General features: G+C 65.2%; 19 protein-coding genes and 1 tRNA gene. 7 read left to right on the top strand and 13 right to left on the bottom strand.

The annotated features are described in order from the left end of the window. Positions 1-219: 219 nt before the first annotated feature. The 10 genes from IC761_RS15910 to IC761_RS15865 form a co-directional block, all read right to left on the bottom strand. On the bottom strand, positions 220-504 hold the full coding sequence (locus IC761_RS15910; protein WP_195804133.1) for a hypothetical protein: 285 nt from the start codon (positions 502-504) through the stop codon (positions 220-222). 346 nt (positions 505-850) lie between these two features. Further along, positions 851-944: transfer RNA gene (locus IC761_RS15905), tRNA-Ser, on the bottom strand. 445 nt (positions 945-1,389) lie between these two features. Beyond that, positions 1,390-1,656 carry a hypothetical protein gene (locus IC761_RS15900; RefSeq protein WP_195804132.1) on the bottom strand — a complete coding sequence of 89 codons (267 nt, stop codon included), beginning with the start codon at positions 1,654-1,656 and terminating at the stop codon, positions 1,390-1,392. A gap of 1,536 nt (positions 1,657-3,192) precedes the next feature. Beyond that, the gene (gene gatB / locus IC761_RS15895; protein WP_195804131.1) at positions 3,193-4,671 is read right to left on the bottom strand and encodes an Asp-tRNA(Asn)/Glu-tRNA(Gln) amidotransferase subunit GatB; all 1,479 of its coding nucleotides are present in this window, start codon (positions 4,669-4,671) and stop codon (positions 3,193-3,195) included. Continuing rightward, positions 4,668-4,970 (bottom strand): hypothetical protein, encoded by a 303-nt coding sequence (locus tag IC761_RS15890; RefSeq protein ID WP_195804130.1) that lies wholly within the window; start codon positions 4,968-4,970, stop codon positions 4,668-4,670. Before IC761_RS15890 ends, gatB begins: the two co-directional genes overlap by 4 nt. Further along, positions 4,961-6,436: an Asp-tRNA(Asn)/Glu-tRNA(Gln) amidotransferase subunit GatA gene (gene gatA / locus IC761_RS15885; protein ID WP_195804129.1), complete on the bottom strand. Its 1,476-nt coding sequence runs from the start codon at positions 6,434-6,436 to the stop codon at positions 4,961-4,963. Before gatA ends, IC761_RS15890 begins: the two co-directional genes overlap by 10 nt. After that, positions 6,433-6,645, bottom strand: a complete 213-nt coding sequence (locus IC761_RS15880) for a hypothetical protein (RefSeq protein ID WP_195804128.1) — start codon at positions 6,643-6,645, stop codon at positions 6,433-6,435. Before IC761_RS15880 ends, gatA begins: the two co-directional genes overlap by 4 nt. Before the next feature lie 18 nt (positions 6,646-6,663). Continuing rightward, positions 6,664-6,951 (bottom strand): Asp-tRNA(Asn)/Glu-tRNA(Gln) amidotransferase subunit GatC, encoded by a 288-nt coding sequence (gene gatC / locus IC761_RS15875; protein ID WP_195804127.1) that lies wholly within the window; start codon positions 6,949-6,951, stop codon positions 6,664-6,666. A gap of 68 nt (positions 6,952-7,019) precedes the next feature. Further along, complete coding sequence (locus tag IC761_RS15870) at positions 7,020-8,096, bottom strand: NAD(P)H-dependent flavin oxidoreductase (RefSeq protein ID WP_195804126.1); 1,077 nt, start codon at positions 8,094-8,096, stop codon at positions 7,020-7,022. A gap of 17 nt (positions 8,097-8,113) precedes the next feature. Beyond that, complete coding sequence (locus tag IC761_RS15865) at positions 8,114-9,094, bottom strand: NAD(P)H-dependent flavin oxidoreductase (RefSeq protein ID WP_195804125.1); 981 nt, start codon at positions 9,092-9,094, stop codon at positions 8,114-8,116. A gap of 97 nt (positions 9,095-9,191) precedes the next feature. Here IC761_RS15865 and IC761_RS15860 point away from each other — a divergent pair, with 97 nt between their 5' ends. Genes IC761_RS15860 through IC761_RS15850 form a run of 3 tightly spaced genes read left to right on the top strand, consistent with a single transcriptional unit; the run spans position 9,192 to position 11,514 of the window. Continuing rightward, positions 9,192-10,082: a LysR family transcriptional regulator gene (locus tag IC761_RS15860; RefSeq protein WP_195804124.1), complete on the top strand. Its 891-nt coding sequence runs from the start codon at positions 9,192-9,194 to the stop codon at positions 10,080-10,082. Positions 10,083-10,095: 13 nt separating this feature from the next. Next, complete coding sequence (gene ruvX, locus IC761_RS15855; protein ID WP_195804123.1) at positions 10,096-10,587, top strand: Holliday junction resolvase RuvX; 492 nt, start codon at positions 10,096-10,098, stop codon at positions 10,585-10,587. A 3-nt stretch (positions 10,588-10,590) separates the two neighbouring features. Next, complete coding sequence (locus tag IC761_RS15850; RefSeq protein WP_195804122.1) at positions 10,591-11,514, top strand: AEC family transporter; 924 nt, start codon at positions 10,591-10,593, stop codon at positions 11,512-11,514. A gap of 3 nt (positions 11,515-11,517) precedes the next feature. Here the strand turns inward: IC761_RS15850 and IC761_RS15845 are convergent, their stop codons facing one another. Both IC761_RS15845 and IC761_RS15840 read right to left on the bottom strand, forming a co-directional pair. Beyond that, positions 11,518-12,282 carry a CPBP family intramembrane glutamic endopeptidase gene (locus tag IC761_RS15845; RefSeq protein WP_195804121.1) on the bottom strand — a complete coding sequence of 255 codons (765 nt, stop codon included), beginning with the start codon at positions 12,280-12,282 and terminating at the stop codon, positions 11,518-11,520. Positions 12,283-12,311: 29 nt separating this feature from the next. Next, positions 12,312-13,082 (bottom strand): M15 family metallopeptidase, encoded by a 771-nt coding sequence (locus IC761_RS15840; RefSeq protein WP_195804120.1) that lies wholly within the window; start codon positions 13,080-13,082, stop codon positions 12,312-12,314. Positions 13,083-13,297: 215 nt separating this feature from the next. Between IC761_RS15840 and IC761_RS15835 the strand changes: the two genes are divergently transcribed. From IC761_RS15835 to IC761_RS15820, 4 genes are all read left to right on the top strand, one after another. Continuing rightward, entirely contained in the window at positions 13,298-14,245 is a 948-nt protein-coding gene (locus IC761_RS15835) for an aspartate carbamoyltransferase catalytic subunit (RefSeq protein ID WP_195804119.1), read from the top strand. Between the two features lie 5 nt (positions 14,246-14,250). Next, the gene (locus IC761_RS15830; protein WP_195804672.1) at positions 14,251-15,552 is read left to right on the top strand and encodes a dihydroorotase; all 1,302 of its coding nucleotides are present in this window, start codon (positions 14,251-14,253) and stop codon (positions 15,550-15,552) included. Positions 15,553-15,650: 98 nt separating this feature from the next. Further along, positions 15,651-16,247, top strand: a complete 597-nt coding sequence (plsY, locus tag IC761_RS15825) for a glycerol-3-phosphate 1-O-acyltransferase PlsY (RefSeq protein ID WP_195804671.1) — start codon at positions 15,651-15,653, stop codon at positions 16,245-16,247. Positions 16,248-16,460: 213 nt separating this feature from the next. Then, complete coding sequence (locus IC761_RS15820; RefSeq protein WP_195804118.1) at positions 16,461-17,675, top strand: patatin-like phospholipase family protein; 1,215 nt, start codon at positions 16,461-16,463, stop codon at positions 17,673-17,675. On the opposite strand, the gene IC761_RS15815 is transcribed toward IC761_RS15820, so the two are convergent. Next, complete coding sequence (locus IC761_RS15815; protein ID WP_195804117.1) at positions 17,667-18,911, bottom strand: amidase; 1,245 nt, start codon at positions 18,909-18,911, stop codon at positions 17,667-17,669. The genes IC761_RS15820 and IC761_RS15815 overlap by 9 nt on opposite strands. Between the last annotated feature and the right edge of the window lie 21 nt (positions 18,912-18,932).

The raw sequence follows: 18,932 nt of genomic DNA, 5'->3' as shown, positions 1-18,932 counted from the left end.
GCAAACGATCGCCAGCACGGAGAGGCGGTGTTGCGGTTCTGACGCGATCGAATCGCGGGAATCGTCGAGGGGCCGTGGGACGCCCCATCGCTCAGGGAATCGGCCCATCTCCGCAGCAGGCTCAACGGCGCACAGACACTCTATATGCGCGATGTCGTCCCCTGCCCGACCCGCAACACGCAACTCACACGGTGATAGCTGTTCGGATGAGGGCCTCCGTCATCGCTGCGCCTGAACGTCGATATGTTCCGGCGGCAATCCAGCCTGATATCTTTGCGGCATGGCCTCGTAGGCTGCCTCGAGGGCGCCGCGTGTAAAGCGCTGGTTCGCGAGCGCCTCACAATCCTCGCACGTTCGCGTGATCAATTCAGGCAGACCTGCGGCATCAAGCAAAGCGCGCCGCGACACATCCTGCGAAGCCATTTCCAATGTGCGTCGTCCATACCGCCTGCAAATCGTGATCGGCGCGATCGGGCATTCGTCCGTCTGCTTACTCGCCTTCATTGTCGCGCGATGAAACTGCCGAGCAAACGAACGACCTTCTCGTCGCAGGACTGGCGGTTTGAGTCCGGCAGCAAGACGTGATCGGCGATGACGCAATCCGACAGATGCTCTCATTGCGCTTGAGCTCTTCAAACCGTCGCCTTTGCTTGCATATGCGTCAGCAAAGTCGGGATTGAAGGCTATCGCCTTGTCGGCTCGGTTCTGCGCGGGCAGAGCCCGTAGCCGCAACGCCGACAGGTGTTTGTGGGCAAATTGTGAGATTGGACAGCGCGGGCCTGAAACTGAGCTCAGACAGACGCGCTGCCGTCAGGAAACCTGAGCAAAATCAAAATCTTGACCGGCTGCATGGCGGAGACGGAGGGATTCGAACCCTCGATAGGCCTTTACAAGCCTATAACGGTTTAGCAAACCGCCGCCTTCAGCCACTCGGCCACGTCTCCAATATGCGCGGTATGCCCGACCCGGCGCCGAGCCGCAAGCGGCAGAATTGGGGCTGGTGCGTTCTTTCACCTGAAAGTCGGCATCGCGATGGCCGCGCAAGCCTGACGCAAGGATTTGCGTGTCGCTCAGGCAGACCGATTCGCGGCTCATCTTATATGCGCGCGCCCGCGTCTCACGGCTGGGAACGCCAGATCCGCCACTGAGGGCGAAATCAGCACCGGCTCGCCGGCCCAGACATTGAACCACACCCCGGACTTGCGCCGGCATGGAAACGTCCAGGGCAGGATGCCCGTTTTGTGTGGCCGTCCGAGTTCCAGATCGCAGTTGTCGAGCGCGATCTGAATCGGCAGCCAGTGACCCGTTCTTGGGCCGTTTTTGCAGGCTCTTGATTCAACGCAACGAGGCTGACCCGTGAAAACAAGGGGTCTTGGCGCCTGTCTCCGCTCAGTGCGCGGAGACCCACGCCCTCGCCTCGCGCTGCGCGGCCGAGATCTCGGTATCCGACATCTGGCCGGCGACTTCCTGGCGCAACGCGACGGCGTCCTTGCGGCCCTTCAGGGCAGCGAGGTTGAACCATTTGTGCGCGGCGACGAGATCGACGAGGCCTGAACGGCCGCTCGCCCAATACATCCCGCGCTCGAACAGCACATCCGACAGCGCGCTTGCGTCGATCGGCGTCGCCATCTCCAGATCGAAAGTTCCCTGAAACATAACGCATCCCCTTTTTCTTGTGCCGTCTCGTTCCCCCGAGCGCGGCTCCCGTCCAACTTTGATTTGCATGATCCTTCCCGGGATCATGCGCTGTTCAACTCATCCCCAATGCCGTTTGCCGGCTTGTTGAAGACGATGATGGCGGGCAAATTTGAATGGCAGTTTAAGTATCGCGATGAAGCGAACGTAAACGGAGGCGCCCGGCGCGCCCGCGTGCAGTTCGAGAAGTCCCTGATTTGCAGGCACTTCTGCGATTCGTCAGATTTGGTTTACCGTGGGATTTTGGGACATCGATAACCATCGCGCGCGGTGGCGTGTGTCCTGTGGCTACAATTTGTGGGGGCGCTGCGCTGGAAGACCGCCTGACAGCTCGGGGCCGAGCGCCCGTCTGCGGCAATCAGGCCGGCAGGCCGCGAAGACCGAGACCGGCATCGGGGCAACCGCTCGGCAATTGCGCCCGAGCGACGACCGTCGCGACAACGACAGTTCGCCGCAGCCCTCGCCTGCCTCAAGGCCGATCGGCCAAGGCAACAGCGCAACGCGACGACGTCGCGATCAGGTCAGCAATGTGGGAGATGGGATGCCGGCAATACCCCGGCCTCAGGGAACGAGGGCGTCGGCGAACACGTCAGGACCAGATTCCACGTCGGCCCAAAGGCCGCTTGTGAAATTGCGGAGCCCTCGATCAAGGACAACCGCACCGAACGAAGAAAACTCGTTTCTTCTGCCGGACCGGACTCTGACGAGCGAACTCGTGAAAGCTGACGATCCGACCGTTGACCTGATGTCTCGCCGACACCCTCTATCGTCGACCAGAACCTCTAGGGGGCGCTGATGACGTGCCGGCTCAAGAGCCGGCAACTTCAGAAGCGAAGTTACTTCTTCTTCTTCGCGACCTTGCGGGTCTTCTTCGCAGTCTTCTTCACTGCGCTCTTCGCCTTCTTCGCCTTCTTCGCTTTCTTGGCCATGTTGCCCTCCGATGTGTGAGATGGCTTTAATCGCTGCGCGCATTCGGGGATCGAATGTGCACTCACCCCGAATACACCAACACGACGAAAAAAACATCTTCTCACTTAAGGAAGTGTTGACGACGCAGTGCGCGTGCGCTTGGCGAGCGCGATGCGCGTGCTCGCAGAGACATGTGCTTGCGATCACGCGGAGCGATCGCTGCATCGACGTCGGCGCGCGTGGCGACTGCAAGAAAACTCTATGCAGCAAGTATTATTCTGCACTTGCGTATTGCGCATGATCAACGCGGCGATGCACGTCGCGTCTCGCTTCGTCGCCGTGCGGACGCGCTCCGCGGACTCTGAGTCGCGAATTTTGGCAACGAAAATATTTTCATGCTTAACGGCGGAAATGCTCGTCGGAGCGTGTGCAGGTCGCCGTTTTGCGCGAATCGCGCGACGGCGATTCGGGCGCTGCATCGCCGTCGATCGGGACGAAGTCTGCCGTCGAGGATGCGCGCGAACGTCGCATCGAAAGCTGAAGCGAGGTGACGAAGCGCATCCCGTCACCTCGTTCGAACGTGCGGTGTCAGACGCCGAGCTTGGATTTGAGCAGGTCGTTGACGCTCTGCGGGTTGGCCTTGCCGCCCGACGACTTCATCACCTGGCCGACGAACCAGCCGAGCGACTGCGGCTTGTCCTTGACCTGCGCGGCCTTGTCGGGATTGGCCGCGATGATGTCGTCGACCACCTTCTCGATCGCCGAAAGATCGGTCACCTGCTTCATGCCGCGGCTTTCGACCAGCGCGCGGGGATCGCCACCCTCGTTCCAGACAATCTCGAACAGATCCTTGGCGATCTTGCCCGAGATGACGCCCTCGCCGATCAGGTCGATGATCGCAGCCAGCTGCTCGGCACTGACTGGAGAGGCCGTAATATCCCGGCCTTCCTTGTTGAGACGGCCGAACAACTCGTTGATCACCCAGTTCGCCGCCATCTTGCCGTCGCGGGCGCGGTTGGCGAGCTTGTCCAGCACGGTCTCGTAGAACACCGCGCTCTCGCGCTCGGCGACCAGCACGCTCGCGTCATAGGCAGACAGGCCGAAATCGGCGACGAAGCGCGTCTTCTTCTGGTCCGGCAGCTCGGGCAGCTTCGACTTCAGCCCGTCGACGAAGTCTTGCGAGAACTCCAGCGGCAGCAGATCCGGATCGGGGAAGTAGCGATAGTCGTGCGCCTCTTCTTTCGAGCGCATCGAGCGCGTCTCGCCCTTGTTGGGGTCGTAGAGCCGCGTTTCCTGGTCGATCGCGCCGCCGTCCTCGAGGATTTCGATCTGGCGCCTCGCTTCATACTCGATCGCCTGACCGATGAAGGTGATCGAGTTCATGTTCTTGATCTCGCAGCGGGTGCCGAGCGGGCCGCCCGGCTTGCGCACGGAAACGTTGACGTCTGCGCGCAGACTTCCCTTCTCCATGTCGCCATCACAGGTGCCGAGATAGCGCAGGATCGAGCGGAGCTTGGTCACGTAGGCCTTGGCCTGCTCGGCATCGCGGATGTCGGGCTTGGAGACGATCTCCATCAGCGCCACGCCGGAGCGGTTGAGATCGACATAGGACATGGTCGGCGACTGGTCGTGCAGCAACTTGCCGGCGTCCTGCTCCAGATGCAGCCGCTCGATGCCGACGGTGACGTTGCGGCCGCCGTCGAGCTCGAGCAGAACCTCGCCCTCGCCCACCACCGGCGACTTGTACTGGCTGATCTGGTAGCCCTGCGGCAGGTCCGGATAGAAATAGTTCTTTCGATCGAACACCGACCGCAGATTGATCTTCGCGTTGAGGCCAAGCCCAGTCCGGACAGCCTGCCTGACGCATTCCTCGTTGATGACGGGCAGCATGCCCGGCATCGCCGCATCGACCAGCGAGACGTGGCTGTTCGGCTCGCCGCCGAACGCGGTCGAAGCGCCCGAGAACAGTTTTGAGTGCGAGGTCACCTGGGCATGGATCTCCATGCCGATGACCATCTCCCAATCCCCGGTGGCGCCTTTAAGAAACTTGTGCGTGGCCGTGCTCATGTCTTGCTCCCGAGCAGCGCGGCAGCGATCCGCTCCCACTCCGCTTCCAATGAATCCTTGGCCGCGACCTGGCCGGCCTGGCGGTACCAGTAGCCGGCATTGCCGGGATCGCCTTCAACGCGATGCAGATAGGCATGCACCCAGGCGGCGTCGCGGCCATTGTCGTCCTGAACGATTCTGTGCGCCTGGTCCCAGTCGCCCTTCGCGGCCCACCACAGACCGGCGAGCGGCGCGCTCAGCTCCGGCGCGGGCGCCGCGCCGTCGAGGCTTGCGATGAAGCCAGCGACATTCACCACCACCTCGCGGGCGTGAAGCGGCCGGCCGCCTGCTCGATCACCTCGCCGAGCGAGAACAGCGTTTCCTCATCGAAGGGCCGGCCGATCAGTTGCAGGCCGAGTGGCAGGCCCTGCGCATCCTTGCCGGCGGGCACGGCGATGCCGGGCAGGCCCGCCATGTTCACAGTCACCGTGAAGATGTCGTTGAGATACATCTCGACGGGATCGGCGCCGCCCTTCTCGCCGATGCCGAACGCCGCCGACGGCGTCGCCGGCGTCAGGATCGCGTTGACGCCCTTGGCGAAGCAATCCTCAAAGTCCTTCTTGATCAGCGTGCGCACCTTCTGCGCGCGCAGATAATAAGCGTCGTAATAGCCGGCCGAGAGCACATAGGTGCCGATCATGACGCGGCGACGCACCTCGGCACCAAATCCTTCGGCGCGGGTGTTCTCATACTGCTCGATGATGTTCTTGCCCTGCTCGCGCAGGCCGTAGCGCACGCCGTCATAGCGCGCGAGATTGGAGGACGCCTCCGCCGGCGCCACGATGTAATAGGCCGGCAGCGCGTATTTGGTGTGCGGCAGCGAGACTTCGACGAGCTCGGCACCGGCGGCCTTGAGCCAGGCCGCACCCTCGCTCCAGAGTTTTTCGATCTCGGCCGGCATGCCATCGAGGCGATATTCCTTGGGGATGCCGATCCTGAGGCCCTTCACGGACTTGCCGATCGCGGCCTCGTAGTCCGGCACGGCCACGTCGACCGACGTCGTGTCCTTCGGATCGTGGCCGGCCATCGAGCGCAGCAGCATCGCCGCATCGCGCGTGCTGCGCGCGATCGGACCGGCCTGGTCGAGCGACGAGGCAAACGCCACGATGCCCCAGCGCGAGCAACGGCCATAGGTCGGCTTGATGCCGACGGTCGCGGTGAACGCCGCCGGCTGACGGATCGAGCCGCCGGTGTCCGTCGCAGTCGCACCCATGCACAGCAGCGCGGCGACGGCCGAGGCCGAGCCGCCGGACGAGCCGCCCGGCACCAGTGTCGTGTTGCTTCCCTCGCGCCGCCAGGGATTGCCAACCGGACCGAAGCACGAGGTCTCGTTGGCCGAGCCCATCGCGAACTCGTCATTGTTGAGCTTGCCGAGCATCACGGCGCCGTCGCGCCAGAGCTGCGAGGTCACGGTCGACTCGTAAGTCGGCACGAAATTGCCGAGAATCTTCGAGCACGCCGTGGTGCGCACGCCCTTGGTCGCGAACAGATCCTTGATGCCGAGCGGGATGCCGGCGAGCGGCCCCACCTCACCCTTGGCGATCTTGGCGTCGGCCTCGCGCGCCATGCTGCGCGCCTGGTCCGGCGTCTCCAGCACAAAGGCGTTGAGCACGCGCGCTTGCTCGATCGCGCTCAGATGCGCGTCGGTCAGCTCGAGTGACGTGAAAGTCTTGTCGGCGAGGCCCTTGCGGGCCTCGGCGAGGGTCAGCGATGTCAAATCGGTCATTTATTGATCGGGCTGCAGAAGAACGGAGACAGGGTCTTGTCGTTGGCCGGGTCGTCTTTTTTCGCGGCCGCATTCGCCGCCGCCTCAAGCTCGTCGAGCACGGCATTGGCGGCGACATTGGGGTCGGCAGCCTTGCCCTGCCGCTCCATCTTGTCGAGATAGCTCATATAGGCTTGATAGGCCTTCTCATCGTCGCAAAGCAGACACATCGGACCAGGTCCTAAAAGTTATTCAACGACCTTGGGCACCAGGAAGAAGTGACCTTCGGTCGCGGGCGCGTTGGCAACGATATCGTCGGCGATCTCGCCGTCATTGACCACGTCTCGCCGCTTCTTCATCTGCATCGGGGTCACCGAGGTCATCGGCTCCACGCCCTCGACATTCACCTCCGAGAGCTGCTCGACAAAGGCGAGCATGGCGTTGAGCTCGCCCTGCAGGTGCGGAACCTCGCCCTCGGAAACCGCAATCCGCGCCAGATGCGCGATGCGGCGGACGGTAGCGGCGTCGACGGACATTATATAAGGCCTCTCACGGCAAATTCTAACTGCCGTATAGCAGAGGCCGCTTTTGCGCCGCAACCGCCCTAGCCGGCCATCTGACGCAGGCGCGCCAGCGCCGATTTGGCCAGATCCCGGGTCAATTCGGCCGCCGGCAGCTCCCGGCCCATCGCGACCGCCTGCCCGGCCCAGAGATTGGTGAAGTCCACCTTGCCCTGCTTCTCGGCCGCCGCCTTCAGCGGCGACAGCGCCGTTGCGGCATGGGGAAATGGCGGCGCATCCGGCGAGATCGGGCCGGCTTCGCGCATCAGGCGGTTCTGGACGCCGCGCGCCGGCCGCCCGGTCATGACGTTGGTGATGACGGTGGAGTCATCCCGTCCCTCCGCAAGCGCCGCGCGTCCCGCCGCCGTGTGTGTGGATTCCGGGCAGCGCAGGTAGGCCGTGCCAATCTGCACGCCGGATGCGCCGAGCGCGAACGCCGCCGCAATGCCGCGGCCGTCGGCGATGCCGCCGGCGGCAATCACCGGCACCTTCACGGCATCGGCGACCTGCGGCACCAGCGCAAACGTGCCGGGCTGCTCGGCGATCTTGTCCGTCAGGAACATGCCGCGATGGCCACCGGCCTCGGCGCCTTGCGCGATGACGGCATCAACGCCGCGCTGTTCCAGCCAGACGGCTTCCTTCACCGTCGTGGCGGATGAAATGACGAGGCAGCCTGCCGCCTTGACGCGCTTGAGCAGAGCCGCCTCCGGCAGGCCAAAATGGAAGCTGACGACCTCTGGCTTGAGCTGCTCGACGACCTCGCAGAAAGAGGCATCGAACGGCGCACGGTTCGCCGCGTTGATCGGCGCCGCCGGATCGAGCCGATGCTCGGTGTAGTAGCCCGTGAGCCGATGCTTCCAGCGCGCGTCAGCCTCGGCCGTGAGCTCGATCGGTGTGTGGCAGAAGAAGTTCATATTGACCGGCGCCTTCACGCGCCGGCGAATGAGACTGACCTGCTCACGCGCCTTCTCCGGCGACAGCATCGCGCTCGGCAACGAGCCAAGCCCGCCGCCCTCGGCCACGGCGATCACCAGCTCGGCATCCATCACGCCGGCCATCGGCGCCAGCACGATCGGGAATTCGGTCTTGAAGAGATCGATCAGTCGACGGTCAGGCCACATGATGTGTCTCTTTCTTGTCAGGCGGCGGAGACGATCGAATTGCGCCGGCCGGCGAGGTGCTGCTCGGCTTCCGTCGCAATCCGCTCGACGATTTCGGCCGCGGGTGGAATATCATGGATCAGTCCGACCGCCTCGCCCGCAATCACGGCGGCAACGTCGAAATTGCCGGCCGCTTTAGCAGCCGCATAATCGGCGGCAACACTGGCAACATTCTGCATCAGCTCGACCTCGCGGCCGATCCAGCGCCGGGCGTGATCGTTGACCAGGCAGCGTCCCGTGAAGGGCGCCGGCCAGATATTGTTGCGCGAGAGATCAAAGACGATGCCACGCACGGTCGAGCCGCTATCCGCCGCGCAGATACGCCGCTTGGCTTCATCGGCGCCGTCAGCCTCCTGGCTTGCATAGAAGCGCGTGCCGAGCAGCACGCCGCTCGCCCCCAGCATCATCATGGCGGCAAGCCCACGTCCGTCGGCGATGCCGCCGGCGGCCACCACCGGCACGCGGCCCGCCGCAAGATCGACGATGGCCGGCACGAGATCGATCGTGGTGCGGGAGGCGCCGTGACCGCCCGCCTCCGTCCCCTGCGCGATCAGGACATCGGCGCCGGCATCGAGCGCCTGCTGCGCCATCGCCTGGTCCTGCACCTGGCAGATCAGACTGGCGCCGGCCGACTTGATCCTCGGCACAAACGGCGCGGGATCACCAAAGGACAACATGATCGCGGATGGCTTTGCCGCAAGCGCGATGTCGAGAAGCTCGGGCCGCTTGGCGAGGCTCCAGGTGATGAAGCCGATGCCGAACGGCACAGACAGGCCGGCAAGCTTTGCCGTCTCCTGCTCCAGCCACGCCCCCTCGCCATAACCACCGCCCAGAATGCCGAAACCGCCGGCGCGGCTCACGGCCGTCACCAGCCGGCTGCCGGCGAGGACGTCCATCGGCGCCAGCAGGATGGGATGCTGAATCCCCAGCAACGTAGTCAGCGGCGTTGCGATCGGCATGGCTCCTCCCCCGTCTGGACAGACAGACTAGGCGCGACTAGCATTCTCGGAAAATGAATTGTTGCGAACGCTGCCATCACAAAAGCGAAACGACACCATGGAACTCAGCGACATCCAGACCTTTGCCGCGGTCGCCCGCACCGGCGGCATCACCCGCGCCGCCGAAGAGCTCAACACGGTGCAATCCAACGTCACCCAGCGCGTCAAGGCGCTCGAGGCCGAGATTGGCACGCCGCTGTTCGAACGCCACTCGCGCGGCATGACGCTGACCGGCGCCGGCAGGCGCCTGCTTCCCTACGCGCAGCGAATGGCGGCGCTGTCGCGCGAGGCCGTGCTCGCCGCGCGCGACGACGGCGAGCCGAAGGGGCCGCTCGCAATCGGCTCGATGGAGACGACGGCCGCGGTGCGGCTGCCGCCGCTGCTCGCCGATTTCCACCGCCGCTTTCCCGCCGTGCGGCTGAGCCTGCGCACCGCGACCACCGCCGATCTCGTCACGGGCGTGCTCGAAGGCGGGCTCGACGGCGCCTTCGTCGCAGGTCCCATCGCGCATGCCGACCTCATTGCGACCAGCTCATTCCGCGAAGAGCTGGTGCTTGTAGCTGCGCGGCGCTGGAACTCGCTCGCCGAGCTGCGCGCCGGCACGCCCGAGTCCGGTCCGACTGCGCTGGCGTTCCGCACCGGCTGCACCTACCGGCAGCGGCTCGAGCAGATTTTTGTGGAGTTCGGCTGGCCCTCGGCGACACGCTTCGAGCTCGGCACGCTCGACGGCATGATCGGCTGTGTCGCCGCCGACATGGGGGTGACGCTGCTGCCGCGCGCCGTGGTCGAGCGCAGTGCGATGAATGGCAGCGTGTCGATCCACACGCTGAGCCCGCAGCACGCCCGCGTCGAAACGCTCTTCATCCAGCGCCGCTCCGGCCATCAATTCAGCGCGCTCAGCGGCTTCCTGTCCTGCCTCAAGACAGAGGACGACGTCATCGCGGCATGATATGCGCTAAGCCATGCCGGCTCCTATCCTGCCCCTGGTCGATGCTGCAACCCACTGGCCCCAGCGCGGCGCGCTGATCGGGCTTGATCTCGGCACCAAGACCATCGGCGTCGCGGTCTCCGACCCAGACCGGCGGCTTGCGACCGGCGTCGAGACCATCCAGCGCAAGCAGTTCAAGCAGGACGCGGCCCGCCTGCTCGCGATCGCGGCCGAGCGCAAGGCGATCGGCTTCGTGCTCGGCCTTCCCATCAACATGGACGGCAGCGAGGGCCCGCGCGCACAATCGACCCGCGCCTTCGCCCGCAATCTTGCCGCCCTCACGGCACTCCCGATCGGCCTCTGGGACGAGCGCCTCTCGACCGCGGCGGTCGAGCGCGAGCTGATCGGCATGGATGTCAGCCGCGCCAAGCGCGCCGAAGTGATCGACGAGCACGCCGCGATCTTCATCCTGCAAGGCGCGCTGGACCGGCTCGCAAATCTCCGCGCAGCTTCGGAGAATGGCTGATCCATGGCCGTCGTGATCGCGGCGCTGCTGCCGGTCTTCATCCTCATCGTGCTCGGCGTGGTGCTCCGGCACAGCCTGATGCGGCTCGACACGCAATGGCACGGGCTGGAGCGGCTGACCTATTTCGTGCTGTTTCCGATGCTGCTGATCCAGACCCTGGTGAAGGCCGACCTCTCAAAAGTGCCGGTCGCCGGCGTCGGCGGCGCGCTGCTGCTGTCGGCGCTCGCAATGTCGCTGCTTTGTCTGGCGCTCCGCCCGGCGCTGTCACGACTCGACATCGACGGCCCCGCCTTCACCTCGATCTTCCAGGGCGCCACGCGCTGGCAGACCTATGTTGCGCTGTCGGTCTCAGCCAATCTGTACGGCGAAGTCGGGCTGGCGCTTGCCTCGGTCGCGATGGTCGCGATCATTCCGTTGGTCAACGTCTTCAGCGTCGCGGTGCTCGCGCACTATGCGTCACCCGAGAAGCAATCTGCGCGCGCGATCGCCTTGACGGTGATCCGCAATCCACTGATCTGGGCCTGCGTCATCGGGCTATTCATCAACGTCATCCATCTGCCGCTGCCAAAAATCTGGCACGAGGTTGCGGACGCGCTCGGCCGCTCTTCGCTCGCCATCGGCCTGCTCGTCACCGGCGCCGGCCTCCAGCTCAAGGGCCTGCTCCGCCCGAGTCTGAGCGCAACCCTCGGTGTGGCGTTCAAGCTCGTGCTGATGCCCGTGCTCGCGCTGGTTCTTGCCGCCTGGTTCGGCCTCACCGGCAACAGCCTCGCGATCGTGGCGATCTGCGCGGCGGTGCCGACCTCGCCCAGCGCCTATGTGCTGGCCCGCCAGATGGGCGGCGATGCGCCGCTCTTGGCGCAAATCATCACGCTGCAAACGATTTTGGCGGCGATCACCATGCCGATCGCGATCGCGCTGGTGGCGTGAGCGCTAGCTCCCCAGCCACATCGTCAGCACCACCGCGGTCATGTTGTTCAGCGCGTGCAGCACGATGGTGAGCCAGAGCGAGTTGGCGCGGTAGCGCATGTAGCCGAACCAGACGCCGATCGAGAAGACCTCGGCGAGGAAATAGAGATCGTACTGGATGTGCACCGCCGTCCACACCAGCGACGACAGCAGAATCGCGCCGGGCACGCGCAGAAAACTCTCTGACCAGCCGCGATAGAGGAAGCCGCGCGCGAGCACCTCTTCCGACATCGGCGCCGCCACGCTGAAGGACAGCAGCAGCAGCACCGCGGCGCCCCTGTCGCGGCCCGATTTGAGGAGATCGGTCATGAAGCCCGGCGTCGCCTCGCGGCCGAGTGAGCGCGACACCACCTCCCAGGCCAGCACGACCGCGATGAGCCCGACCGCGCCGAGCAGGATCTGCTTCCACGACGGCCAATGCAGCGCGAGATAGTCGACGAAGGACGCCTTCCTGATGCGAATGGCGAGCCACGCGACCCCAAGCGTCGCGGGCAAGCCCATCGTGACCGACAGCGCGAGCGCTTCCGGCTCGGCGCCGACCAGCTGCATCGATGCGAGGTTGAGCGGCAGACCGCGATGCACCACGAGCAGGACGATCGCGCCGATCTGTCCGACGAACATCGCGACGAAGAGCAGGATCCCCCACAGCGATGTGCCCCAGAATTTCCACACGCGCGACGCCACGGGCGTCACGATGAGCGGCGGATGATCGGGATTGAGGGAGTCCATCAGCGAGCTTTCGCAAAGATACGGCGGGGTCAGTTCCGCCGCGGCGGAATCGGGAAATCATAGGCCGCCCCGCCCGCCCCCGGCAGGGAAAAATGCCACCACTCCTTCGAATAGTTCACAAAGCCTTGCTTCGCCATCGCAGCCACCAGACGCCTGCGCCAGGCGCGCTGGTCCGGATTGATCGACGATGCTGCGGTATGTCCCTTCAAGTCGGTGCAATCATAGCCGGTGCCCATGTCCACGCTGCCCTCCGGGATGCGCGCCTCGACCGGCGCCGTGCAGTCGGCATAGATCCTCGACGAATCGTATTTGGCGGAATTGTCGGCCTTGAGATCGACCAGCGTCAGGTCGAGCGCGGCACCCGTGGAGTGCTGCGAGCGGCTTGCGATATAGCCGAGCCGAAACAGCTCGGTCTTGGGAATCCGCGGATTGTAGCGCCGGTCGGCCGCGGTCTCGCGGCCGTTCTGCGACCATCTGACCATGTCGAGCGAGGCCCGCCCCGGCCGGTAGCAGTCGAACATCTTCAGCGACAGGTTCTGGCTGCTGAGCTCCTGCTGAACCGCCTTCAGCCGCAGCCCGACCTCCCGCTTCACCACGCATTCGCCGGCGCCGTAGCCGGCCAGCGGCCGGCCGACGAAATTGACTGACGTCGCGTAGCGGATGTCCTGGATGATGGTGGGATCGATGTCGCGCAGATAGACGAAGCCGCCGGGAAGCGATTGGGCGTGGGCGGATGAAACGATAGCTATCGCTATCGTCGCGATGAGAAGCGATTTCACACTATGCCTCCACGTCGTCATGGCCGGGCTTGTCCCGGCCATCCACGGCTTATTTGCGTCAAATGCGATAGAAGATCGTGGATGCCAGGGCCTTCGCCTCGCTGAAGCGGCTTCGGCCGCGCAGGCGGGACAAGCCCGGGCGTGGCGAAGAACGAGGCGACAGATCAGGGGATAACTCCCTGCCCCGGCTTTGGCCCTTGCTCCCCCCGCCATCCGCGCCTATAGCTCTCGCTTTAATGACATCGAAATCGACCTTCGTCCTCGGCCACCGGCATTTGCTGGGCATCGAGGGCCTTTCCGCGGCCGACATCACCGGCCTCCTCGACCTGTCCGAAGAATATGTCGAGCTCAACCGCCAGGTTGACAAGAAGCGCACCGTCCTGCGTGGACGGACACAGGTAAATCTGTTCTTCGAAGCCTCGACCCGGACCCAATCCTCGTTTGAGCTCGCGGGAAAACGTCTTGGCGCCGACGTCATGAACATGTCGGTCTCCTCCTCGTCCATGAAAAAGGGCGAGACGCTGATCGACACCGCGATGACGCTGAACGCGATGCACCCGGACATTCTGGTGATGCGCCATCACGCCTCCGGCGCGGTGGAACTCCTCGCCCGCAAGGTTGACGGTTCCGTGATCAATGCCGGCGACGGCGCGCACGAGCATCCGACTCAGGCGCTGCTCGACGCGCTGACCATCCGCCGCAACAAGGGCCGGATCGAGGGGCTGGTGGTCGCGATCTGCGGCGACGTGCTGCATTCGCGCGTCGCTCGCTCCAACATCATCCTGCTCAACGCCATGGGCGCCCGCGTCCGCGTCGTCGGCCCCACCACGCTGCTGCCGTCGGGAATCGAGCGGATGGGCGTCGAGGTCGCGCGCGACATGCGCGAAGGGCTCAACGGCGCCGACATCGTCATGATGCTGCGGCTTCAGCGCGAGCGCATGAACGGCTCCTTCGTGCCATCGACTTCTGAGTATTTCCACTATTTCGGTCTGGACCAGAAGAAGCTCGCTTACGCCAAGCCCGACGCACTCGTCATGCATCCCGGCCCGATGAATCGCGGCGTCGAGATCGACACGGCCGTGGCCGACGGCGCGCAGTCCCTGATCCGCGAACAGGTGGAGATGGGCGTCGCCGTGCGCATGGCGGTGCTGGAAGCGCTCGCCCGTAACCTGCCGAACGCGTGATGCCGATGCTGACCGACCGCCGCCCGATCCTGCTCGCCAATGCCCGCGTCGTCGATCCCTCCAGAGATTTCGACGGCCCCGGCGACGTCCTCATTGCTGACGGCATCATCCGCGAGACCCGCCGCGGCATCGGTGCCGCCGGCGTCCCCGAGGGTACCGATGTCGTCAACTGCTCCGGCAAAATCGTGGCCCCCGGCCTGATCGACATGCGCGCCTTTGTCGGCGAGCCCGGCTTCAGCCATCGCGAGACCTTTGCGTCGGCGAGCCAGGCGGCAGCGACCGGCGGCATCACCACCATCATCTGCCAGCCCGACACCCTGCCCGTCATCGACAATTCGGCGACCGTCGACTTCGTGATGCGCCGCGCTCGCGACACCGCGATCGTCAACATCCAGCCGATGGCGGCGCTGACCAAAGGCATGCGCGGCGACGAGATGACCGAGTTCGGCCTGTTGAAGGCCGCCGGCGCCGTGGCGTTCAGCGACGGCGACCGCAGTGTCACCAACGCCCAGGTGATGCGCCGGGCGCTCACCTACGCCCGCGATTTCGACGCGCTGGTCGTGCACCATACCGAGGATCCCGATCTGATCGGCGAAGGCGTCATGAACGAGGGCGAGTTCGCCACCCGCCTCGGCCTGATGGGCATCCCGAAGGCCGCCGAAGCCGTCATCCTCGAGCGCGACATGCGGCTCGTCGCGCTGACCGGCGGCCGCTATCACGCGGCTTCGCTGACCTGCATCGACTCGCTCGACATCCTCAAGCGCGGCCGCGATGCCGGACTTGCCGTCAGCGCGTCGGTCTCGATCAATCACCTCGCGCTGAACGAGAACGACATCGGGCCCTACCGCTCGTTCCTGAAACTGTCGCCGCCGTTGCGGACCGAGGACGATCGCCGCGCGCTGGTCGCAGCCGTCGCCTCCGGCCTCGTCGACGTCATCATGTCCGACCACAATCCGCAGGACGTCGAGGTCAAGCGCCTGCCGTTTGCGGAAGCCGCGCCCGGCGCGATTGGGCTCGAGACCATGCTGGCGGCAGGCCTGCGGCTGGTCCACAACGAAGAGCTGGACCTCAAGACGCTGATCAAGGCGATGTCGACCCGGCCAGCGGAACTGTTGGGGCTGTCAGGCGGAACCCTCCGCACCGGCGCACCGGCCGACGTCATCGTGATAGACCCCGACACGCCCTGGGTGGTCGATCCCGCCGACCTCAAATCGCCCTGCAAGAACACCCCGTTCGACGAAGCCCGCTTTACAGGCCGCGTGGTGCGCACCATTGTCGGCGGACGGACGGTCTACGAGCATGTCTAGGGTGCCGTCTTCCAGCGACGCGGGCCGCGTCTCGCATCGCGACAACATGTCAGGACCAGATCATGGGCGCTGGCTATGTCAGCCATGGAGAGACCGCCATGGGGCTTGAAGCGTTCCTGCCGGTTGCGTTCCTCATCGGCTACCTGCTCGGCTCGATTCCGTTCGGGCTGATCCTGACGAGGCTCGCCGGCACGCAGGATCTACGCTCGATCGGCTCGGGCAGCATCGGCGCCACCAATGTGCTGCGAACGGGACGCAAGGGCCTTGCCGCAGGGACCCTGCTGCTCGACGCGCTCAAGGGCACTGTGGCGGTGGTGATCGCCGGCTACATCGCAGGACCCAATGCGGCGATGGTGGCCGGCCTCGGCGCCTTCCTCGGCCATCTCTTTCCGGTCTGGCTGAAGTTCAACGGCGGCAAGGGCGTCGCCGTCTATATCGGCATCCTGCTCGGCCTGTTCTGGCCGGCGGCCGTCGTGTTCTGCCTGCTGTGGTTAGCTACGGCCTTCACCACCCGCTACTCCTCGCTCTCGGCGCTGGTGGCGGCGTTCATCACGCCGATATTCCTGTGGTGGTTCGGCCACCTCGCATTGTCGGCGCTGTTCGCGATCCTGACGCTGCTGCTGTTCTACGCGCATCGGGAGAACATCAAGCGATTGCAGGCCGGCAAGGAAAGCCGGATCGGCGAAAAGGCCTAGAGCGCGTTTTCGAGCGAAGTGATCCCGGTTCGCGTCAAGAAAACGCGTCAAAACAAAACCTAAAGTCGGAAAAAGTACGGATACCGCCGCACACCTTCCGCATTGTAAGCCAATTCCCGTTCGCAACTTCGAGCCGACTCACGGCCGGGAGTAGCGAACCGGTTCCATGCCTGTCATCCTGACAGAGGAAATGGCCTTACGCGGTAGCTCAGAATGAGCGAGACAATTGTCGGCACGCTTATCGACGGCGGTTCGCAAGGTGCGGGACGCACCGCGGCCAGCCAGCTGCTGTCGGCAACGGATATCTGGTCCGGAGCTCCCTCGCCGCCTCCCATCCCCGAGCCTGTCCTTGTTCCTCCACCAGCGCCGCCGCCTGCTCCCGTCGTGCAGGCGCCGGCTTCGATCGAGATCGTTGCTGTCGCCGCACCTGTCGCGCGCAAGCCTGCGTCCTCAAGACCCTGGCCGCCGCGGAAACTATCGCTGGCGCTCCAAGGCGGCGGCACCTTTGCCGCCTTCACCTGGGGCGTGCTGGAGCGGCTGCTGGAGGAGCCCGATATTGGCTTTGACACCATCAGCGGTGCCAGTGCCGGCGCCATCAACGCGCTGCTGCTCGCCTGCGGCCTCGCCGAAGGTGGCCGTGAGGCTGCGCGCGCAAGGCTGAACCGGTTCTGGCTCCGGCTGATGCACGAGGCTTCGTTCCGCTCACTGATGCTGGTCGGTGGCTTTTCGCCGGCGGGAAGCTCGGTCGCGTTCGGGCCGACCCTGCGGTCCGGCCATTTCGATCCGTTCGATCTCGATCCGTTGCGGCAGGCGCTGTCGCGCGACGTCAATTTCGCGGCCCTGCGCGACACGAGATGCCCGAAACTCCTGATCGCGGCGACGCGAATCCGCGACGGCCAGCAGCAAGTTTTCCGCAACGACACGATCTGCGCCGATGTCGCGCTGGCTTCGACCTGCCCGCCTCTGGTTCACTGCGCCGTCGAGATCGACGGCGAGGCCTATTGGGATGGCGGCTTCGGCGGCAATCCGCCGCTGGTGAAGCTGGTGCAGGAGACGGCGGCGACGGATGTGCTGCTGGTCCAGATCACCCCGTCCCGCGACTCCTATGTGCCGATCACGCTCGCTGCGATCGACCGCCGGCTCGACCAGATCGCGGCCAATGCCGCCCTCAACGCCGAGATCGCGGCGATCGAATGGGCGCGACCGCACACGATGCCGGCGCTGCGGCTCTCGAAAATCGCCGCGGAAGACTCGATCGAGGGCCTGGCACAGCGCTCCTCGGCCGATCTCGGCCGCGGCTTCATTCGCCTGCTGCACCGGAACGGCCGCGAGGCCGCCGAACGGTGGCTCGGGCGAGATGCAGACTCCGCCGCTGCGCAGATCAAATCGGACGATCCCGCTGTGCCGGCGGAGCCCGCGCTAGCCTGATTTCGCCACCGCATCCTCCAGGAACCAGGCCGCCGCCAGCGCACCGGGATCGTTGCCGAAGCGCGCGATCACCTGCACGCCGATCGGCAGGCCGTCCACCTTGAGCACCGGCACGTTGACGCAAGGGTTGCCCATCAACGTCCAGAGCCGGTTGTAGCGAGGGTCGCCGGTGGAGGCGAGCTCCTTGGCCGGCGGTGTGCCCGGCGCGGAATAGGTCAGGAGCACATCGACGCGATCGAAGACGTCGCCGAGGTCGCGGCGGCCATGGCGGCCGATCCGGCGCGCCTCGTCATATTCCCTCGGCGTCAAGCCGACCGTCGCGTCGAGACTGGCGCGCAGCATCGGCGCAATCTCGTCGTGATGCTCGGAGAATTCCCAGGCGAGCGCGCGATGCGCCTCGAAATCCTGGATGATGGGATGGATGCGCCAGGCCTCCTTCACCGTCTCGGACATCTCGATGATCTCGACGCTGGCGCCGGCGCGCTCGGCCGCCTTGATCGCGGCTTGCAGCCCCTGCTCTGCGGCCGGCTCGACGGGCCCGGCAAATTCCTGCCGGACCACGCCGATGCGCGGCGAGTTCGCAGCAGCAATGCCGGAAAATTCGCTGCGCCCGGTCATTCCCAGAAGTCCGCGCGCGAGATCCTCGGCACGCGCACCGAACAGGCCGACCGTGTCGAGCGCCCACGAATAGCATTTGACGCCGATGGTGGGCAGCAGGCGGAACGACGGCTTGATCGCAGCCGCGCCGCAATAGGCGGCAGGCCGGATCACCGAGCCGCCGGTCTGGGTGCCCAGCGCCAGCGGGATCATGCCGGCACCGACCGCGGCAGCCGAGCCCGAGGACGAGCCGCCCGGCGTATGGCCGACATTGTGCGGATTGAGCGTTGGGGTCGGATCGCGCGAAGCAAACGCCGTGGTCGTGGTCTTGCCGATGATGGTCGCGCCCGCCCGCTTCAGCATCATCACGACCGGCGCGTCCGCGCGCGGCTGCCAGCCGCGGTAGATCTCCGAGCCCATCTCGGTTGGCATATTGGCGGTGTCGATGATGTCCTTGATGCCGACCGCGATGCCGCGCAGCGGGCCGGTGTTTTGCGCCTTCGCGGATTTGTCATGGCGGACGAAGGCGTGGACCTCCTTCTCCCGTGCCTCGATCGCCGCGTGCGACTGCGCGATGGCGGCATCGGGCGAAAGCTCGCCGCGATCGATGCGGCGCTGGAGGTCGGCGAGTGAGATCATGGCAAAACCCTTCTTATTGCC

The sequence above is a fragment of the Bradyrhizobium commune genome (genome assembly GCF_015624505.1).
Lineage (GTDB): Bacteria > Pseudomonadota > Alphaproteobacteria > Rhizobiales > Xanthobacteraceae > Bradyrhizobium > Bradyrhizobium commune.
This window is presented reverse-complemented; position numbering and strand designations above follow the sequence as displayed.